General features: G+C 67.1%; 16 protein-coding genes. 12 read left to right on the forward strand and 4 right to left on the reverse strand.

What is annotated here, in order from left to right:
• The first annotated feature begins 5 nt into the window (after positions 1–5).
• The 3 genes from C1925_RS08770 (at position 6) to C1925_RS08780 (ending at position 2,491) form a co-directional block, all read left to right on the forward strand.
• Positions 6–1,355: a metallophosphoesterase family protein gene (locus C1925_RS08770; protein WP_254051429.1), complete on the forward strand. Its 1,350-nt coding sequence runs from the start codon at positions 6–8 to the stop codon at positions 1,353–1,355.
• Between the two features lie 11 nt (positions 1,356–1,366).
• Positions 1,367–1,993 carry an inorganic diphosphatase gene (locus C1925_RS08775; RefSeq protein WP_108768543.1) on the forward strand — a complete coding sequence of 209 codons (627 nt, stop codon included), beginning with the start codon at positions 1,367–1,369 and terminating at the stop codon, positions 1,991–1,993.
• 129 nt (positions 1,994–2,122) lie between these two features.
• On the forward strand, positions 2,123–2,491 hold the full coding sequence (locus tag C1925_RS08780) for a DUF6547 family protein (protein WP_108768544.1): 369 nt from the start codon (positions 2,123–2,125) through the stop codon (positions 2,489–2,491).
• 19 nt (positions 2,492–2,510) lie between these two features.
• On the opposite strand, the gene C1925_RS08785 is transcribed toward C1925_RS08780, so the two are convergent.
• The gene (locus tag C1925_RS08785; protein WP_108768545.1) at positions 2,511–3,095 is read right to left on the reverse strand and encodes a hypothetical protein; all 585 of its coding nucleotides are present in this window, start codon (positions 3,093–3,095) and stop codon (positions 2,511–2,513) included.
• A gap of 108 nt (positions 3,096–3,203) precedes the next feature.
• Between C1925_RS08785 and C1925_RS08790 the strand changes: the two genes are divergently transcribed.
• Together C1925_RS08790 and C1925_RS08795 are read left to right on the forward strand one after the other, a co-directional pair.
• Positions 3,204–4,619: a deoxyribodipyrimidine photo-lyase gene (locus C1925_RS08790; RefSeq protein WP_108770655.1), complete on the forward strand. Its 1,416-nt coding sequence runs from the start codon at positions 3,204–3,206 to the stop codon at positions 4,617–4,619.
• 138 nt (positions 4,620–4,757) lie between these two features.
• Positions 4,758–5,453 carry an OmpA family protein gene (locus C1925_RS08795; protein WP_079221528.1) on the forward strand — a complete coding sequence of 232 codons (696 nt, stop codon included), beginning with the start codon at positions 4,758–4,760 and terminating at the stop codon, positions 5,451–5,453.
• A gap of 9 nt (positions 5,454–5,462) precedes the next feature.
• Here C1925_RS08795 and C1925_RS20930 read toward each other — a convergent pair whose 3' ends face one another.
• The gene (locus C1925_RS20930; protein ID WP_159097501.1) at positions 5,463–5,603 is read right to left on the reverse strand and encodes a hypothetical protein; all 141 of its coding nucleotides are present in this window, start codon (positions 5,601–5,603) and stop codon (positions 5,463–5,465) included.
• Between the two features lie 268 nt (positions 5,604–5,871).
• On the reverse strand, positions 5,872–6,597 hold the full coding sequence (locus tag C1925_RS08800; RefSeq protein ID WP_108768546.1) for an SDR family oxidoreductase: 726 nt from the start codon (positions 6,595–6,597) through the stop codon (positions 5,872–5,874).
• A 119-nt stretch (positions 6,598–6,716) separates the two neighbouring features.
• On the opposite strand from C1925_RS08800, the gene C1925_RS08805 reads away from it, so the two are divergent.
• Positions 6,717–7,607 carry a LysR family transcriptional regulator gene (locus tag C1925_RS08805; protein WP_108768547.1) on the forward strand — a complete coding sequence of 297 codons (891 nt, stop codon included), beginning with the start codon at positions 6,717–6,719 and terminating at the stop codon, positions 7,605–7,607.
• 102 nt (positions 7,608–7,709) lie between these two features.
• On the opposite strand, the gene C1925_RS08810 is transcribed toward C1925_RS08805, so the two are convergent.
• The gene (locus C1925_RS08810; protein ID WP_108768548.1) at positions 7,710–8,738 is read right to left on the reverse strand and encodes a LysR family transcriptional regulator; all 1,029 of its coding nucleotides are present in this window, start codon (positions 8,736–8,738) and stop codon (positions 7,710–7,712) included.
• A 146-nt stretch (positions 8,739–8,884) separates the two neighbouring features.
• Between C1925_RS08810 and C1925_RS08815 the strand changes: the two genes are divergently transcribed.
• The 6 genes from C1925_RS08815 (at position 8,885) to C1925_RS08840 (ending at position 16,705) form a co-directional block, all read left to right on the forward strand.
• Positions 8,885–9,112: a hypothetical protein gene (locus tag C1925_RS08815; RefSeq protein ID WP_108768549.1), complete on the forward strand. Its 228-nt coding sequence runs from the start codon at positions 8,885–8,887 to the stop codon at positions 9,110–9,112.
• Positions 9,109–9,879, forward strand: coding sequence for an SDR family NAD(P)-dependent oxidoreductase (locus C1925_RS08820; RefSeq protein ID WP_108768550.1), 771 nt, complete (start codon positions 9,109–9,111; stop codon positions 9,877–9,879). The genes C1925_RS08815 and C1925_RS08820 overlap by 4 nt, the downstream gene beginning before the upstream one ends.
• A 91-nt stretch (positions 9,880–9,970) precedes the next feature.
• Positions 9,971–11,191: an efflux RND transporter periplasmic adaptor subunit gene (locus tag C1925_RS08825; protein ID WP_108768551.1), complete on the forward strand. Its 1,221-nt coding sequence runs from the start codon at positions 9,971–9,973 to the stop codon at positions 11,189–11,191.
• A 127-nt stretch (positions 11,192–11,318) separates the two neighbouring features.
• Entirely contained in the window at positions 11,319–14,489 is a 3,171-nt protein-coding gene (locus C1925_RS08830; RefSeq protein WP_108768552.1) for a multidrug efflux RND transporter permease subunit, read from the forward strand.
• 63 nt (positions 14,490–14,552) lie between these two features.
• Entirely contained in the window at positions 14,553–15,290 is a 738-nt protein-coding gene (locus C1925_RS08835; protein ID WP_108768553.1) for an SDR family oxidoreductase, read from the forward strand.
• Complete coding sequence (locus C1925_RS08840) at positions 15,284–16,705, forward strand: efflux transporter outer membrane subunit (RefSeq protein ID WP_108768554.1); 1,422 nt, start codon at positions 15,284–15,286, stop codon at positions 16,703–16,705. The genes C1925_RS08835 and C1925_RS08840 overlap by 7 nt, the downstream gene beginning before the upstream one ends.
• The last annotated feature ends 129 nt before the right edge of the window (positions 16,706–16,834 follow it).

A 16,834-nucleotide genomic window follows, 5' to 3' on the forward strand; every position in this document is an offset into this window, starting at 1 on the left:
GTTGCATGAACGCCCTTGCGCTGGGCCTGCTGTTGGCGATGCCCGCATTGGGCTTCGCCGCCGCCGAACCGAACACCCAGGTGCCGGTGGGCAGCCATCACTACGCGGCCACCACCGTGCCGGACCGCATCGTCGCCTCGCCGTCGGTCGATCCCAGCCAGGGCTTCGCCGTGGCCTGGCGTACCGATGACAGCGTGCGGGCGCCGCTGCTGGAAATCGCCCTGGCCGGTGATTCGCCGGCCATCGAGGGCATCCGCCAGGTACGCGCGAAGACCCAGGTGCTGCAGACCGAGAACGGTGTGTCGCACCACCATCGTGCCGAGGTCGATGGGCTGAAGCCGGACACCCTGTACGTGTACCGCGTGCAGGGCAATGGCAGCTGGAGTGCCTGGAACCAGCTGCGCACGCTGGGCAAGGCCGGCGAGCCGCTGACCCTGCTGTACTTCGGTGATACCCAGAACAAGAACCTCAGCCATGTCAGCCGCGTGGTGCGTGCCGCGCAGAAGACCGCACCGGAGGCGCGCATGAGCCTGTTCGCCGGTGACCTGGTCAGCGGTGGCGACGGTGCCGATGACAGCGAATGGGGCGAGTGGTTCGCCGCCACCAGCTGGCTGGCTCAGGAAACCCTGGTGGCGCCGGCCATCGGCAACCACGAGTACTTCGAAGAGTTCGAGGACACCCCGCAGGAACGCCGCGTACTGGGCAAGCACTGGCCGGTGACGTTCGCGCTGCCGGGAAACGGTGCCGCGGCGGCTGCCAGCAGCACCTACTGGTTCGATGTGCAGGACGTGCGCGTGGCCGTGCTCGACGGCACCTCCGCACTCGACCTGGGCACCGCCCAGGCGCAGGCGCAGTGGCTGGACAAGGTGCTGGCCAACAACCCGCACCCGTGGACCATCGTGCTGCTGCACCAGGCGTTCTATTCGCCGCGCGAAGGCCGCGAGAACGCTGCGCTGCGCGACGTGCTGCTGCCGGTCGTGCGCCGCCACAACGTCGACCTGGTGCTGCAGGGCCACGACCACACCTACGGCCGCCGCGGCGAAGGTGAGGCCGCCACGCCGCAGTACGTGGTGACGGTGGCCGGGCCGAAGCAGTACCGCCTGTCCGACGAGGCACGCCGGACCATGGATCCGGTGGCCGAGGATACCCAGCTGTTCCAGGTGCTGAAGATCGATCCGCAGCACCTGCGCTACGAAGCACGCACCGTCACCGGCCGGTTGTACGATGCCTTCGAGCTGCGCCGCGACGCTGCAGGTACCAAGCAGCGCGTGGAACTGCGCGAAGACCGCATCGCCCCGCGTGACTGCCCGCGTGCGCAGACCGCAAAGGGCCGGGCGGACCGTTGCTGGGAATGAGGAGTGACCGCATGAACTCAACTCGACGCATCGCCCCGCTGGCCGCCCTCGGCGCAGCCCTGTTGCTGGTGGCCGGTGCCGTGACCGCCGCCGACAGCGTGCTGCATCCGTTCCTGGCCGCGCAGCCGAAGCAGGCCCCGGCCGAAGTGAACCTGGCGGTGGAGATTCCGGCCGGCAGCTTCACCAAGTACGAGATCAAGGAAGATGGTCTCGTACACGTGGACCGCTTCCAGTCGATGCCGGTGGCCTATCCGGCCAACTACGGCTCGATGCCGCGCACGCTGGCCGGTGACAACGATCCGCTGGATGCGCTGGTGCTGACCCGCGAACCGCTGCATCCGGGCGTAATCGTGCGCTTCCGTCCGATCGGTTACCTGAAGATGATCGATGGCGGCGAGCACGACGAGAAGGTCATCGGCGTGCCCACCGACAAGGTCGACCCGACCTACGCCAACATCCGCGACCTGTCCGATCTGCCTGAGATCGAACGGCAGCGCATCGAGGCGTTCTTCCGGGTCTACAAGGACCTGCCGGCCGGCCGCAACCCGGTGCAGCTCAATGGCTGGGGCAATGCCGCCGAAGCCCGTGCGCTGATCAGCGAGGCGATGAAGCGCTTCGAGGCTGCGCCCTCGCGTTGATCGTGGGGGGTATCGGACGAACTCCCTGCGTCCGCTTCTTCTCGCTGGATTTGCAACCTGTGTGATGGACCTGAGGCAAAGGATGGTTCCATCATTCGGATCAGCAGACCGAATGATGGAAACCGCCCTATGACGTCCAGAACACCTGCTCGGGCTTACCAGACGATCATCGATGACCTGGTTCGTTGCAGCGAAGGCTGTGTTTCGGCCCAGCGCCTGGAGAAGATGCTGCCCCTGGTGGGTGAGCAGGCGGGCGATGCGCTCTCGCACAGCCTGACCGATGATCAACGCCGACGGGTGGCTGAAGCGCTGCGCTCTGAACGTAGCGCAGCCATCCACGATGCCCTGGTGATCCTTACGGAATGGATCGACTGCCGAGGCCTCACCCTGCATCTTGGCGGTGAGCTCATGCCGGTGGACCGCAGTGGCATGGGGCTTCATGGCGATTTTGTCGGTCGTGCAACCAACTGGGAGTGGCCGGAGAGCGAGGGTCCGTAGATCCACGCCATGCGTGGATTCAGCCCCGCAGCGTCTCGATGAATGACTCCGCGTCGATCCGGTCGCCCAGCACCTGGGCCACCGCCTGCACGGCCGCTTCCTGGTGCTCGGCGCGGATGCCGCCATCGTCGTCATCGTTGTAGAGATCGTCGCCGGCATCCAGATACACCGTACCGGCGGCTGCCAGCGCCGCCATCAGGGTCGGCAGGTCGTCGAAGAACGCATCGGCCTCCCAGCTTCCGCAGCCATGCCGTGCGAACAGAATGCGCCCATCGTCCATGTCGAGGATGAAGGGATCGGCGCCGAGGTCGGCCACGACCAGCCAGTTGGTGGGCCAGTCCTCGATCGGTTCGCCGTCCACGCCGTTCCAGCGATAACCGGCCTGGTAGCTCCACAGACGCTGCAGCGGGGGCACCCACACCTCAAGCCCGGGAAGGGTGATGCCGGCATGGCCGACCTTGGCGTTGATCTCGCGCCCCAGCGGTCCGACCTGCGCATAGAAGCGGGCCAGCACCGGCGGCAGCGGGAACGGGCCCTGCCAGTCCTGTTCGTGCTGGGCCTGCAGGGGGCCGAAACGGGCGAAGGCAGCGTGCAGGTCATTCATGCGGGGGCGTTCCGGTAACGGACCCGGAAGCCTAGCAGACGGACCCGCGTGCAATGCCTTCACTGCGGCTGGCTATCATGTGCGCCATCCAGAACGAAGGCGATGCACGTGTCGGTAGCGTTGGTGTGGTTCCGCCGCGATCTGCGGCTGCAGGACAATCCGGCCCTGCAGGCCGCGCTCGATGCCGGCCATGATGTGGTGCCGGTCTATATCCATGCGCCGCAGGAAGAGGGCGAGTGGACGCCCGGCGCGGCGTCGGATGCCTGGCGCCATCACTCGTTGGCCGCACTCGATGCCGACCTGCGCGCGCGCGGTTCGGCGCTGGTCCTGCGCAGCGGTGAGAGCCTGGCCACGCTGCAGGCACTGATCGAGGAAACCGGCGCCGAGGCGGTGTACTGGAACCGCAAGTACGAGCCGGCCACCCAGCCGCGCGACGCCACCATCAAGCGCACGCTGCGCGAGCAGGGCATCGAGGCGCAGAGCTGCAACGGCAGCCTGTTGTTCGAGCCCTGGGACATCGAGACCCAGCAGGGGCAGCCGTACAAGGTGTTCACCCCGTACTGGCGCAACGTGCTCAGCCACTGGCGCCTGCCGGCGCTGCAGGCCGCGCCCAAGAGGCTGCCGGTCCACAAGGTCGACAGCCTCGCGCTGGAAGAACTGCAGCTGGCGCCGACGCTGGACTGGGACACCGGCTTCTGGGAGCACTGGCAGCCGGGTGAAGCCGGTGCGCTGGAGGCGCTGTCGGTATTCGAGGATGGCGCCCTGCGCGGCTATCGCGAGCAGCGCGATCTGCCGGACCGGGTAGGGACCTCGCGGATGTCGCCGCACCTGCATTTCGGCGAGATCGCGCCGTGGCGCATCGCCCATGCGCTGGAAGGCCTGCGCAGCGCCGGCACCGATGCCGATATCGATGGCTACCTGCGCCAGCTCGGTTGGCGCGATTTCGCCTATCACCTGCTGCACCATTTCCCGAAGACGCCGAACGAGAACCTCAATCCGCGCTTCGATCGTTTCCCGTGGGCCAACCCCAGCGCTGTGCAGCTGCATGACTGGCAGCGCGGCAACACCGGCGTGCCGATTGTCGATGCGGGCCTGCGCGAGCTGTGGCACACCGGCTACATGCACAACCGGGTGCGGATGATCGTCGCCAGCTACCTGTGCAAGCATCTGCGCGCGCATTGGCTGCATGGCGCGCGCTGGTTCTGGGACACGCTGGTCGATGCCGACCTGGCCAACAACACGATGGGGTGGCAGTGGGTGGCCGGTACCGGCGCCGACGCAGCGCCGTATTTCCGGGTGTTCAATCCGGTTACCCAGGCCGAGAAGTTCGATCCGCAGGCGCGCTACATCACGCGCTGGGTGGCGGAGCTGGCGGCGCTGCCGGTGAAGGCGCGCTTCGCGCCCTGGCAGCATCCGCTGCTGCTGGCCGACAAGGCGCCGGGCTATCCGCGCACGCCGCTGGTGGATCTGGCCGCAGGTCGCGATGCCGCGCTGGCGGCCTATCGGAGCACGGGTGGCGAGTAAAGCGGGTAGATGAAGGCCGGCTCAGAAAGCTGAATGCAGCACGTCCGGCCTTCACATCCATCATCCCGGCATCGCGCCGGGCTGTATATCCTCCGGGTCGTTCGCACGCCGCACTGGCCGGCATCCAAGGAGACCACCATGATCCGCAACACCACCCGCAATGTCGCCCTGGCCCTGATGACCGCTGCCGCGCTGACGGCGTGCGCCACCGGCGGCTCCTATGTGCAGAGTGACCAGTACGGCAACCCGACCGAGCAGCAGAACCGCACCGGTCGTGGCGCCCTGATCGGTACCGCCGTCGGCGTGGCCGCCGGCCTGCTGAGTGGCAACAGCGCCACCGAGCGTCGCCAGCACGCGCTTGTCGGTGCCGGCATCGGCGCGCTGAGCGGCGCGGCCATCGGCAACTACCAGGACCGCCAGGAGCGCGCCCTGCGTGAGCGCACCGCCAACACCGGCATCGACGTGCAGCGCCAGGGCGACAACATCACCCTGAACCTGCCGGACGGCATCACCTTCGATTTCGGCAAGTCGGCACTGAAGCCGCAGTTCTACGGCTCGCTCAATGGCGTTGCCAGCACGCTGAACGAGTACAACCAGACCATGATCGAAGTGGTCGGCCACACCGACAGCATCGGCAGCGATGCGGTGAACAACCGCCTGTCGAAGGAGCGCGCCGATTCGGTGGCGCAGTACCTGGTGGGGCAGGGCGTGCAGCAGGTCCGCATCGAAACCCTGGGTGCAGGCAAGGCGTATCCGATTGCCGACAACAGCACCGATGCCGGCCGCGCGCAGAACCGTCGCGTGGAAATCCGTGTGATTCCGCTCAAGCAGTAACGCGCAGCGTTACTGCTGTTCCGGCAACGCCGGAACAAAAATGCCGCCCTTGCAGGCGGCATTTTTTGTAGGTGCCGAGCCTTGCTCGGCACACCGTGGAACCGTCCGCCGCATGCCCTGCTCCTGGTAGATGCCGACCTTGGTCGGCACGCTCGACGGCTCCGGCTCTGGTAGGTGCCGAGCCTTGCTCGGCACGCCATGGAACCGTCCGCCGCATGTCCTGCTCTTGGGTCGGCACGCTCGACGGCTCCGGCTCTGGTAGGTGCCGACCTTGGTCGGCACGCTCTGGCCTTTGTAGCTTTCAGGCAGTCGAGCAAGCTCGACCCCTACCAGGGCACAGAGCGGTCGAGCAAGCTCGACCCCTACCAGGGCACAGAGCGGTCGAGCAAGCTCGACCCCTACCAGGGGCACCAGCACATCACCCGGCCGCCGTCGGCCGCACCACGATCTCGTTCACGTCCACATCGCCCGGCTGCTCGATCACAAACCGCACCGCGCGCCCAATCGCATCGGGCTGCAGGGCGATGGCGCGGTACTGCACCATTGCTTCTGCCGCGACCGGATCAGTGATGGTGTCAGCCAACTCGCTTTCCACCACGCCCGGATGGATGCAGGTCACCCGCAGCTCGCGGTGCTCCTGGCGCAGGCCCTCTGAAATCGCACGCACCGCGTACTTGGTCGCGCAGTACACCGCTGCAGTCGGCACCACCGACAACGCACCGATCGAGGCGATGTTGATGATCTGTCCCTGGCCACGCGCCTGCATGTGCGGCAGCACGGCGGCGATGCCGTGCAGCACGCCGCGGATGTTGACGTCGATCATCCGGTCCCACTCGTCCACCTTCAGCGAGGCCATCGGCGAGAGCGGCATGACGCCGGCGTTGTTGACGATTACATCAATGCCGCCGAATTCCGCCAGCGCGGCGGCGGCGAAGGCGTCGACCTGCGCGCGCTGGGTCACGTCCAGCGCCTGCACCAGCACCTGCGCGCCTTGCCCGCGCAGTTCGTCGGCCAGTGCCTGCAGGCGGTCCACACGGCGCGCGCCGAGCACCAGGCGTGCGCCAGGCTGGGCCAGCGTGCGCGCGATGCCGGCGCCGATGCCGCTGGACGCGCCGGTGATGAGGATGGTTCGGGAAAGGCTCATGGCAGGACTCCTGTACGGATGGAAAGGGTCGGTCTGGACCCGGTGTCGCCACGGTAGATCGCCCGCGTTGTCGCGATAAGATGGCGATTGCCGATCATCCTGTTAAGGATTGCTAACCAATGTCTGTCGATCTCAATGCCCTTGCCGTGTTCCAGCGGGTGGCCGAGTGCCGCAGCTTCACCGGTGCGGCCGACCAGCTGGGCGTGACCCGCTCGGCGGTCAGCCAGACGATCAGCAAGCTGGAACAGGCGCTGGGCATCGCCCTGGTCCTGCGCACCACGCGCAGCGTCAACCTGACCGATGCGGGGCAGGCACTGCTGGCGTCGGTGCGCCCGGCCCTGGCCGAACTGGACACCGCACTGGAGGCCACGCAACGGCGCCAGGCCGCGGTGTCCGGACAGCTGCGGCTTGCGGTCTCCTCCATCGCCGAAGCCTTCCTCGCTGGGCCACTCCTGGCCAGCTTCGCGGCAAAGCACCCCGCGCTGCAGCTGGACATCACGGTGAGCGATGAAGAGTTCGACATCGTCGGCGCGGGCTTCGATGCGGGCGTGCGCCTGGGCGAAGTCATCGCCCAGGACATGGTCGCCGTGCCCGTATCGGCGCGGCAGCGGCAGCTGGTGGTGTGCGCGCCGTCGTACCGCGATCAGCACACGCTGCCCACGCATCCGCGCGACCTGGCCGGGCATCGCTGCATCGGCTGGCGCAGTGCGCCGGGCAAGGCGCCGTATCGCTGGGAATTCGAGGAACGCGGCCGCGAGTTCAGCGTCGATGTGCAGCCGGAAATCACCAGCAACGACATGGGCGTGATGGTGCGCCTGGCGCTGGCCGGCGCGGGCATCGCCATCGGCATGGAAGAGACGTGGCGGCCGTGGCTGCAGCGCGGTGAACTGGTGTCACTGCTGGAGCCGTATTGCCCGCGTTTCGCAGGCTTTTTCCTGTATTACCCGAGCCGTCGCCAGGCCGAGCCGAAGCTGCGCGCGCTGGTCGAGCACGTGCTCTCCGACCTGTAGAGTCGAACCATGCTCGACTGCTCCTGCTCAAGCAGTCGAGCATGGTTCGACTCTACAAAAGCCAGTCGAGCAGTAGATCCACGCCATGCGTGGATGCGTCGATCATGCCGCAGCAGTGACCTTCTCGAGGATGCGCTTGCCACTGCTTTCCAGCGCCGCGTCTTCCTTCTCCTGCTGCTGCCGTGCCAGCTTCGCCGCCGGGCACTGCGCCAGCATGTAGTTGGCGTCGAAGTTGAGCTTCTCCACCAGGAAATCGACGAAGGCACGCACCTTCGGCGAAACCAGGCGGCCGCCGGCAAACACCGCGTTGAAGTCCACTTCCGGCCCGGTCCAGCCGGCCAGCACGCGGCGCACCATGCCCGATTCGACGAACGGCTTGGCCATCACGTCGCCGGTCAGCAGCAGGCCTTCGCCACACACCAGCGCGCCGTTCAACGCCGACATGTCGTTGGCGGTCATCAGTGGCGTCACCGGGAAATCGCGCAGCTCGCCACCGTTCTCGCCCAGCTGCCAGGTGAAGCGCGGCGAATTGCCGGTGTGGTACGGCTTGCGCATGGCCAGGATGCGGTGGAACTGCAGTTCTTCCGGGTGCAGCGGCTCGCCGTAGCGTTCGATGTAAGCCGGGCTGGCAAACACCTGCGTACGCAGGCTGCCGAGCTTGCGCGCGACCAGGTTGGAATCGGGCAGGGCGCCGACGCGCAGCGCAAGATCGGCTTCGCCTGCAATCAGGTCCAGCTTCTCGTTGCCCAGGTGCATGTCCAGGCGGATTTCCGGGTACTGCGCATGGAACTGGCCCAGCAGCGGCGCGATCCAGGTGATGCCGATGGCGTAGGGCACGGTGAAGCGCAGCCAGCCACGCGGGCCGGACTGCAACTGGCTCACCGCGCTCTCGGCTTCTTCCAGTTCGCGTGCGATGCGCTGGCAATGCTCGTGATAGATCGAACCGGCTTCGGTGAGGCCGAGGCGGCGCGTGGTCCGATGCAGCAGGCGCGCACCCAGGCGCGTTTCCAGCTCCTGCACTTTGCGGCTGACCGTGGTCTTGGGCAGGCCGAGCGATTTGGCAGCGGCAATGAAGCTGCCTTGCTCGACCACCTTGACGAAGATCAGTGTCTCGTTGAGATCGTGGGACATGGTCGGGATCCTGGACGGCGGGGATGGGACAATCGTGACAGATCGATTGGACCGGGGACGGGATGATTATTCCCCTTAATCCGGACTAATCAAGTAAAGGTTTGAGGTCTATCGTGGCGCCATTCGTGAAATGGAGCTCGTCCCCCATGAGCCTGCGCAACATTCTTGACCACTTCCGGCGTGCCGGCCAGAACGCTCTGGACCAGGCCATGACCGTGGAAGCACGCCCCAGTTCCTTGGTACACAAGGATTTCCGGGAGTTCACCGCGCCCGTCCGTAGCCAGCGCGGCAGTTCGATCCGTCTGGTCCCCCGCCAGGGCGACCGACTGCGTCGAATTGGGACTATCCCGGATTTGGGAGGAAATGTCCCGTGAATGGGATTCTGACGCCCGAAGTCCTGGTCCTCGGCGGCACCGGTGCCGTCGGCCAGGGCGTGGTCGGTGCCCTGCTGGAGGCCGGCAGTCCGGTCCTGGTGGTGGGGCGCGACCCGGGCCGACTGGCGGCGCTGCACGAGCTGTTCGCCGATGAGCCAGGCCTGCAGACCATGCTGGGTTCGCTCAGCGACGACGGCTCGGCACGGGTGCTGGCCGAACGCGTGGCGCAGCGTCCGCGCCCGCTGGCCGCCGTGGTCGCGGCGATGGGCGGCCCGTACAACCGCGGCCGTGTCATCGACCGCAGTGGCGATGCCCTGCTGGGTGCAATGCAGGCCGACCTGATGCCGCACGCCCACGCGGTGCGCCACCTGCTGCCGCTGCTGCAGGACAACCCGCACGCCCGCCGCTACGTGATGATCGGCAGCCCGGCCGGTGCCAAGCCCTGGGCTGGCTACGGTGAAACCTCGATCACCACCGCCGCGCTGCGCATGTACGCGCAGGTCGTGCACCAGGAAGCGCAGGCACTGGGCGTGCGTGCGCAGATGCTGGAAGTGTGCAGCCCCGTGTGCACCCCGGCCAATGCGGCCAACGCCTGCATCGAGTGGCCCAGCTCGCTGCTGGTCGGCCGCCGCGTGGTGTCCCTGCTCGATGGATGCCGCGACAACCGCGCCATCGTCCGCTGCGACAGCAGCGATGCGGAATTGCCTCGCGGCCTGTTGAACCTCGACCTACCACCGCTGTGGCGCGACACCGCAGGCGTTGCTTGACCTCAACCATCGTTGAGGTCGCAGGCTACGCCGCCGATTCACCGATCTTCGATTTACACGCACTACCACCCCTTCCGTACGGATGCATGCCATGACTTCCCCCAACACCACCCCACATCGTTTCAGCCGTCGCCTGGCGATGGCCGGCGTGTCGATCCTCGCAGCCGCGGTGCTGGCCGCCTGCAGTGGCGGCCATGCCGAGGAGGCCGGCGCACCGCCGCCGCCGCAGGTCAGTGCCGCCCCGGTGCTGGTCAAGCCGATCAGCCAGTGGGACGAGTTCAGCGGCCGCGTCGAGGCCGTGCAGAGCGTCGAACTGCGCCCGCGCGTCTCCGGCTACATCGACAAGGTCAACTACGTGGAAGGCGAAGAAGTGAAGAAGGGCGCCGTCCTGTTCACCATCGACGCCCGCAGCTACCAGGCCGAGTACGATCGCGCCGCCGCCGAACTGGCCCGCGCCCGCACCCAGGCCAGCCTGGCCCGCAGCGAGTCCGAGCGTGCCAAGCGCCTGTCCGAGCAGCAGGCCATCTCCACCGAGACCGCCGAACAGCGTCGCGCCGCGGCCGACCAGTCCGGTGCCGCGGTGCAGGCCGCGCAGGCCGCACTGGATGCCGCCCGCCTCAACCTGGAATTCACCAAGGTGCGCGCGCCCATCGACGGCCGTGCCGGTCGCGCGATGGTCACCGCCGGCAACCTGGTCACCGCCGGCGACAGCGCCAGCGTGCTGACCACGCTGGTCTCGCTGGACACGGTGTTCGTGTACTTCGATGCCGACGAAAGCACCTTCCTGCGCTACGCCCAGATGGCCCGCAAGGGTGAACGCCCGAGCGAGCGTGACAGCGAACTGCCGGTGAAGGTCGGCCTGTCCGGTGAAGAGGGTTACCCTCACACCGGCAAGGTCGACTTCCTCGACAACCAGGTGGCCCGCAGCACCGGCACCATCCGCGTCCGTGCGCTGCTGGACAACGCCGACCGCCAGTTCACCCCGGGCCTGTTCGCCCGCGTGCAGCTGCTCGGCAGCGGCCAGTTCCAGGCCATGCTGATCGATGACAAGGCCGTGCTGACCGACCAGGACCGCAAGTACGTGTACGTGGTCGACAAGGATGGCAAGGCCCAGCGCCGCGACATCCAGCTCGGTCGCACCGCCGAAGGCCTGCGCATCGTCGAGAGCGGCCTGGCCGCGGGTGACAAGGTCATCATCGACGGCGTGCAGAAGGTCTTCATGCCGGGCATGCCGGTGCAGGCCAAGGCGGTGGCGATGCAGCCGCCGGCCGCTGCACCGGGCCGCGATGCCACCGCCGCCCTGAACCACTGATCCGCCGTCTCCTGATCCAAGTTTCCGCTTAGCTGCCGGCGCCAGCGGCAGCCTTCCCTGCCTTCGTCATTTTGACGAGGGGCAGGGCGGCTGTTGCCCGTCGGCGGCATTTCCCAGGAATTCCTCCATGGACTTTTCCCGTTTCTTCATCGACAGGCCGATCTTCGCGGCGGTGCTGTCGATCGTGATCTTCGCCGCCGGCCTGATCTCGATCCCGTTGCTGCCGATCGGCGAGTACCCCGAAGTGGTGCCGCCGTCGGTGGTCGTGCGCACGGTCTACCCGGGCGCCAACCCCAAGGTCATCGCTGAAACCGTGGCCACCCCGCTGGAAGAGGCGATCAACGGCGTCGAGGGCATGATGTACCTCAAGTCGGTGGCCGGCTCCGATGGCGTGCTGCAGATGACCGTCACCTTCCGCCCGGGCACCGACCCGGACGCGGCGGCGGTGAAGGTGCAGAACCGCGTGGCGCAGGCGCAGGCGCGTCTGCCCGAGGACGTGCGCCGGCAGGGTGTGACCACCCAGAAGCAGTCGCCGACCTTCCTGATGGTGGTGCACCTGACCTCGCCCAATGGCAAGTACGACACCCTGTACCTGCGCAACTACGCCCGCCTGCACGTCAAGGACGCGCTGGCCCGTATTCCGGGCGTGGGTGATGCGCAGATCTTCGGTGGCGGTGACTACGCCATGCGCGCCTGGCTGGACCCGGACAAGGTGGCCTCGCGCGGCCTGACCGCCAGCGACGTGGTTGCCGCCATGCGCGAGCAGAACGTGCAGGTCTCGGCCGGCCAGCTCGGTGCGGAACCGCTGCCCAACAGCCAGTTCCTCACCCTGATCAATGCCCAGGGCCGCTTGAAGTCCGAGAAGGAATTCGGCGACATCGTGCTCAAGAGCGGCACCGACGGCGAGATCGTGCGCCTGGCCGATGTGGCCCGCGTGGAACTGGGCGCCGGCGACTACACCCTGCGCTCGCAGCTGGATGGCAAGAACGCGGTGGGTATCGGCATCTTCCAGGCACCGGGCGCCAACGCGCTGGAAATCCGTGATGCGGTCATCGGCACCATGGACGAGATGCAGAAGACCATGCCGGCCGACGTGAAGTACGAGGCGGTGTATGACACAACCATCTTCGTGCGTGACTCGATCAAGGCCGTGGTGTCTACCCTGCTTGAAGCCATCGCCCTGGTGGTGCTGGTGGTGATCCTGTTCCTGCAGACCTGGCGCGCCTCGATCATTCCGCTGATCGCCGTGCCGGTGTCGGTGGTGGGTACCTTCGCTGCGCTGTACCTGCTGGGCTTCTCGATCAACACGCTGAGCCTGTTCGGCCTGGTGCTGGCGATCGGCATCGTGGTCGACGATGCGATCGTGGTCGTCGAAAACGTTGAACGCAACATCGAGGAAGGCCTCACCCCGCTCGCGGCGGCCCACCAGGCCATGCGCGAAGTGTCCGGCCCGATCATCGCGATCGCGCTGGTGCTGTGCGCCGTGTTCGTGCCGATGGCCTTCCTGTCCGGCGTCACCGGCCAGTTCTACAAGCAGTTCGCCGTCACCATCGCGATCTCCACGGTGATCTCGGCGATCAACTCGCTGACCCTGTCGCCGGCCCTGGCCGCGCGCCTGCTGAAGCCGCATGACGCTGCCAAGGACGCGCCGACGCGCCTCATCGACCGCCTGTTCGGCTGGGTGTTCCGTCCGTTCAACCGCTTCTTCAAGTCCAGCTCGGAGAAGTACGAGCGTGGTGTCTCGAAGATCCTCGGCCGTCGTGGCGCGGTGTTCGTGGTCTACGCGATCCTGCTGGTTGGTACCGGCCTGGTCTTCAAGGTGGTGCCGCCGGGCTTCATCCCGACCCAGGACAAGCTGTACCTGATCGCCGGCGTGAAGCTGCCGGAAGGTTCGTCGATCGCGCGTACCGATGAAATGTTGCGCAAGGTCGCCAAGATCGCCCAGGAAACCGATGGCGTTGCCCACACCATTTCGTTCCCGGGCCTGAACGCGCTGCAGTTCACCAACACGCCCAACACCGGCGTGGCGTTCATTCCGCTCAAGCCGTTCGCCGAGCGTCATGGTCGTACCGCTGCGCAGATCAACGCCGAGATCAACCAGAAGATCGCCGGGCTGCAGGAAGGCTTCGCCTTCGCGATGATGCCGCCGCCGATCCTCGGCCTGGGCAACGGCAACGGCTACCAGATGTTCATCCAGGACCGTGGCAACCTGGGCTACGGCGCGCTGCAGAATGCCGTGCAGGCGATGCAGGGCACCGTCGCGCAGACCCCGGGCATGGCCTTCCCGATCACCAGCTACCAGGCCAACGTGCCGCAGCTGGATGCGGAAGTGGACCGCGTGAAAGCCAAGGCCCAGGGCGTGCAGCTCACCGAGCTGTTCGACACCCTGCAGACCTACCTGGGTTCGGCCTACGTCAACGACTTCAACCAGTTCGGTCGTACCTGGCAGGTGATCGCCCAGGCCGACGGCCCGTTCCGCGAGAGCGTCGAAGACATCGGCAAGCTGCGTACCCGCAATGATCGCGGCGAGATGGTGCCGATCGGTTCGATGGTCACCATCAAGCAGACCTTCGGCCCGGACCCGGTGCTGCGCTTCAACGGCTACCCGGCTGCCGATCTGGCCGGCGAAGCCGACCCGCGCCTGCTGTCCTCGGCCGAAGCGATGAACAAGCTGACCGAGATCGCCGGCAAGGTGCTGCCGGTGGGTATGACCACCGAATGGACCGACCTGAGCTACCAGCAGGCCACCCAGGGCAAGGCCGCCTTCATCGTGTTCCCGGTGGCGATCATGCTGGCCTTCCTGGTGCTGGCAGCGCTGTACGAAAGCTGGTCGCTGCCGCTGGCGGTGATCCTGATCGTGCCGATGACCCTGCTGTCGGCCCTGTTCGGTGTGTGGATGACCGGTGGTGACAACAACGTGTTCGTGCAGGTCGGCCTGGTGGTGCTGATGGGCCTGGCGTGCAAGAACGCGATCCTGATCGTCGAGTTCGCCCGTGAACTGGAAATGGGCGGCAAGGGCATCGTTGAAGCGGCGCTGGAAGCCTGCCGCCTGCGTCTGCGTCCGATCGTGATGACCTCCATCGCGTTCATCGCCGGCACCGTGCCGCTGGTGCTGTCCCATGGTGCAGGCGCCGAAGTGCGCTCTGTCACCGGCATCACGGTGTTTGCCGGCATGCTGGGCGTGACCCTGTTCGGTCTGTTCCTGACCCCGGTGTTCTACGTTGCCCTGCGCAAGTTCGTCACCCGCAACGGCGGTGGCCAGCTGGTGCAGCACGGCGAGCCCACCATCCACCACTGACATGCACTCCCGCGGTCGCCGCCCCGAGCGGCGACCGCTTCCCCCAAACCAAGGCATGAATCCATGAACACCCATCAGAACAAGATCGCGCTGGTCACCGGCGCCACCCGTGGCATCGGCCTGGAAACCGTGCGCCAGCTGGCCCAGGCCGGCGTGCACACGCTGCTGGCCGGCCGCAAGCGCGAGACCGCGGTGGAGCAGGCGCTGCTGCTGCAGGGCGAAGGCCTGCCGGTGGAAGCCATCCAGCTGGACGTGACCGATGCCGCCAGCATCGCCGAGGCCGTCGAACAGGTGCGCCAGCGCCACGGCCGCCTGGACATCCTGGTCAACAACGCCGGCATCATGATCGAGAACCCGGCGCAGGCGCCGTCCGAGCAGTCGCTGGACACCTGGCACCGCACCTTCGACACCAACGTCTACGCGCTGGTCGCGGTCACCCAGGCCTTCCTGCCGCTGGTCAAGCAGGCCACGTCCGGTCGCATCGTCAACGTGTCCAGCGTGCTCGCTTCGCAGACCCTGCACGCCGACCCGAATTCGGACATCTACGATTTCAAGGTTCCGGCCTACAACGCCTCCAAGGCGGCGGTGAACAGCTGGACCCTCGCCCTGGCCTACGAGCTGCGCAACACCCCGATCAAGGTCAACACCGTGCACCCCGGCTACGTGAAGACCGACATGAACGGTGGCAACGGCGAAATCGAGATCAGCGAAGGCGCACGTTCCAGCGTGGAAATGGCGCTGGTCGGCGAAGCCGGCGCCAGCGGCAGCTTCACCTACCTGGGCGAGGTGCTGCCATGGTGATCCGCACGTTGGCGATGGCCATCTCCAGCCTGGTGCTGGCCGGGTGTGTCAGCGTCGGCCCCAACTACACGGCCCCGGCGCAGGAGCCGGTGGTCCTGCAGGGCGCACAGCAGGCGGTGTACAGCACCGCTTCGCCGGTGGCCAGCTGGTGGGCGCAGTTCGATGATCCGGTGCTGGAAGAACTGGTGCACGGCGCACTGTCGGACAACCTGGACCTGCGCGTGGCCGTGGCCCGCGTCAGCCAGGCCCGTGCGGTGTTCGTCGAGAGCCGCTTCGACCAGGCCCCGCACATCACCGCTGACGGCAGCTACGACCGCCGCAAGCAACCCGATCCGCAGCTGGGTGGGCAGCGGGTGTTCAGTGAAAGCTACCAGCTCGGCTTCGATGCGGGCTGGGAGCTGGATCTGTTCGGCCGCAAGCGCCGTGCTGCAGAGGCCGCACGCGCCGACCTCGGTGCCGAGCAGGCCAACCTGGCCGATGCGCAGGTGCTGGTCGCCGCCGAAGTGGCGCGCAACTACTTCGAGCTGCGTGGCACGCAGAAGCGCATCGCGGTGGCCCAGCACACGCTGGAAAACCTGCGCGATACGCAGAAGCTGACCGAGGCGCGCTGGGAACTGGGTGCCGGCAGCGAACTGGATGTGCAGAGCAGCCGCGCCCGCCTGAAGGCGATCGAGGCCGACATCCCGCTGCTGGAAGTGTCCGAGGCGCAGTCGCGCAACCGCCTGGCGGTGCTGCTGGGCCAGCGCCCGGAAGTGCTGACCGCGATGCTGGCGCCGCAGGACGTGCCGGCGTTTGCCAAGGCACTGCCGCTGGGTGACACCCGCGAACTGCTGCGCCAGCGTGCCGACGTGCGCGTGGCCGAGCGTCGCCTCGCCGCCGCCACCGCGCGTGTCGGCGTGGCCACGGCCGACCTGTTCCCGCGGCTGTCGCTGTCCGGTTTCGTCGGCTTCCTCGGCGGCGATGCCAGCGGCCTGGTCAACGGCAACAACAAGGCCTGGTCGCTGACCCCGTCGCTGAGCTGGGCGGCGTTCGACTTCGGCACCGTGCGTGCACGCCTGCGTGCCAGCAAGGCCGAGGCCGAAGGCGTGGCCGCGCAGTACGAACAGGCCGTGCTGCTGGCGCTGGAAGACACCGAGAACGCGCTGACCCGCTACTCCAAGCAGCAGGCGCGGCTGGCCATCGTGGTCGAGCAGGCGCAGGCGGCGCGGCGTGCCGAATCGCTGGCGCAGATCCGCTTCCGCGAGGGTTCGGAGGACTTCCTGACCCTGCTGGATGCGCAGCGCACGCAGCTGGCCGCCGACGATGCATTGGCCGCAGCCGAGGCCGAGGTCAATGTGAGTGTGGTCGGTGTCTACAAGGCACTGGGCGGCTGGGGGCAGTCGCCGCAGGCGCCGAGCGTGGCGCAGGTGCAGTAACCGCAGGGTTGCGGTACCCACGAAGGGACGGATGCGCAGGCATCCGTCCCTTTGTTGTATCTGGCCCGCTGCCGTCATGACGCTTCTGACTCTGCCGAAGCGCTGGCCCGCCGTAGTAACTAATAGGGC

The organism is Stenotrophomonas sp. SAU14A_NAIMI4_5 (genome assembly GCF_003086795.1).
GTDB lineage: Bacteria > Pseudomonadota > Gammaproteobacteria > Xanthomonadales > Xanthomonadaceae > Stenotrophomonas.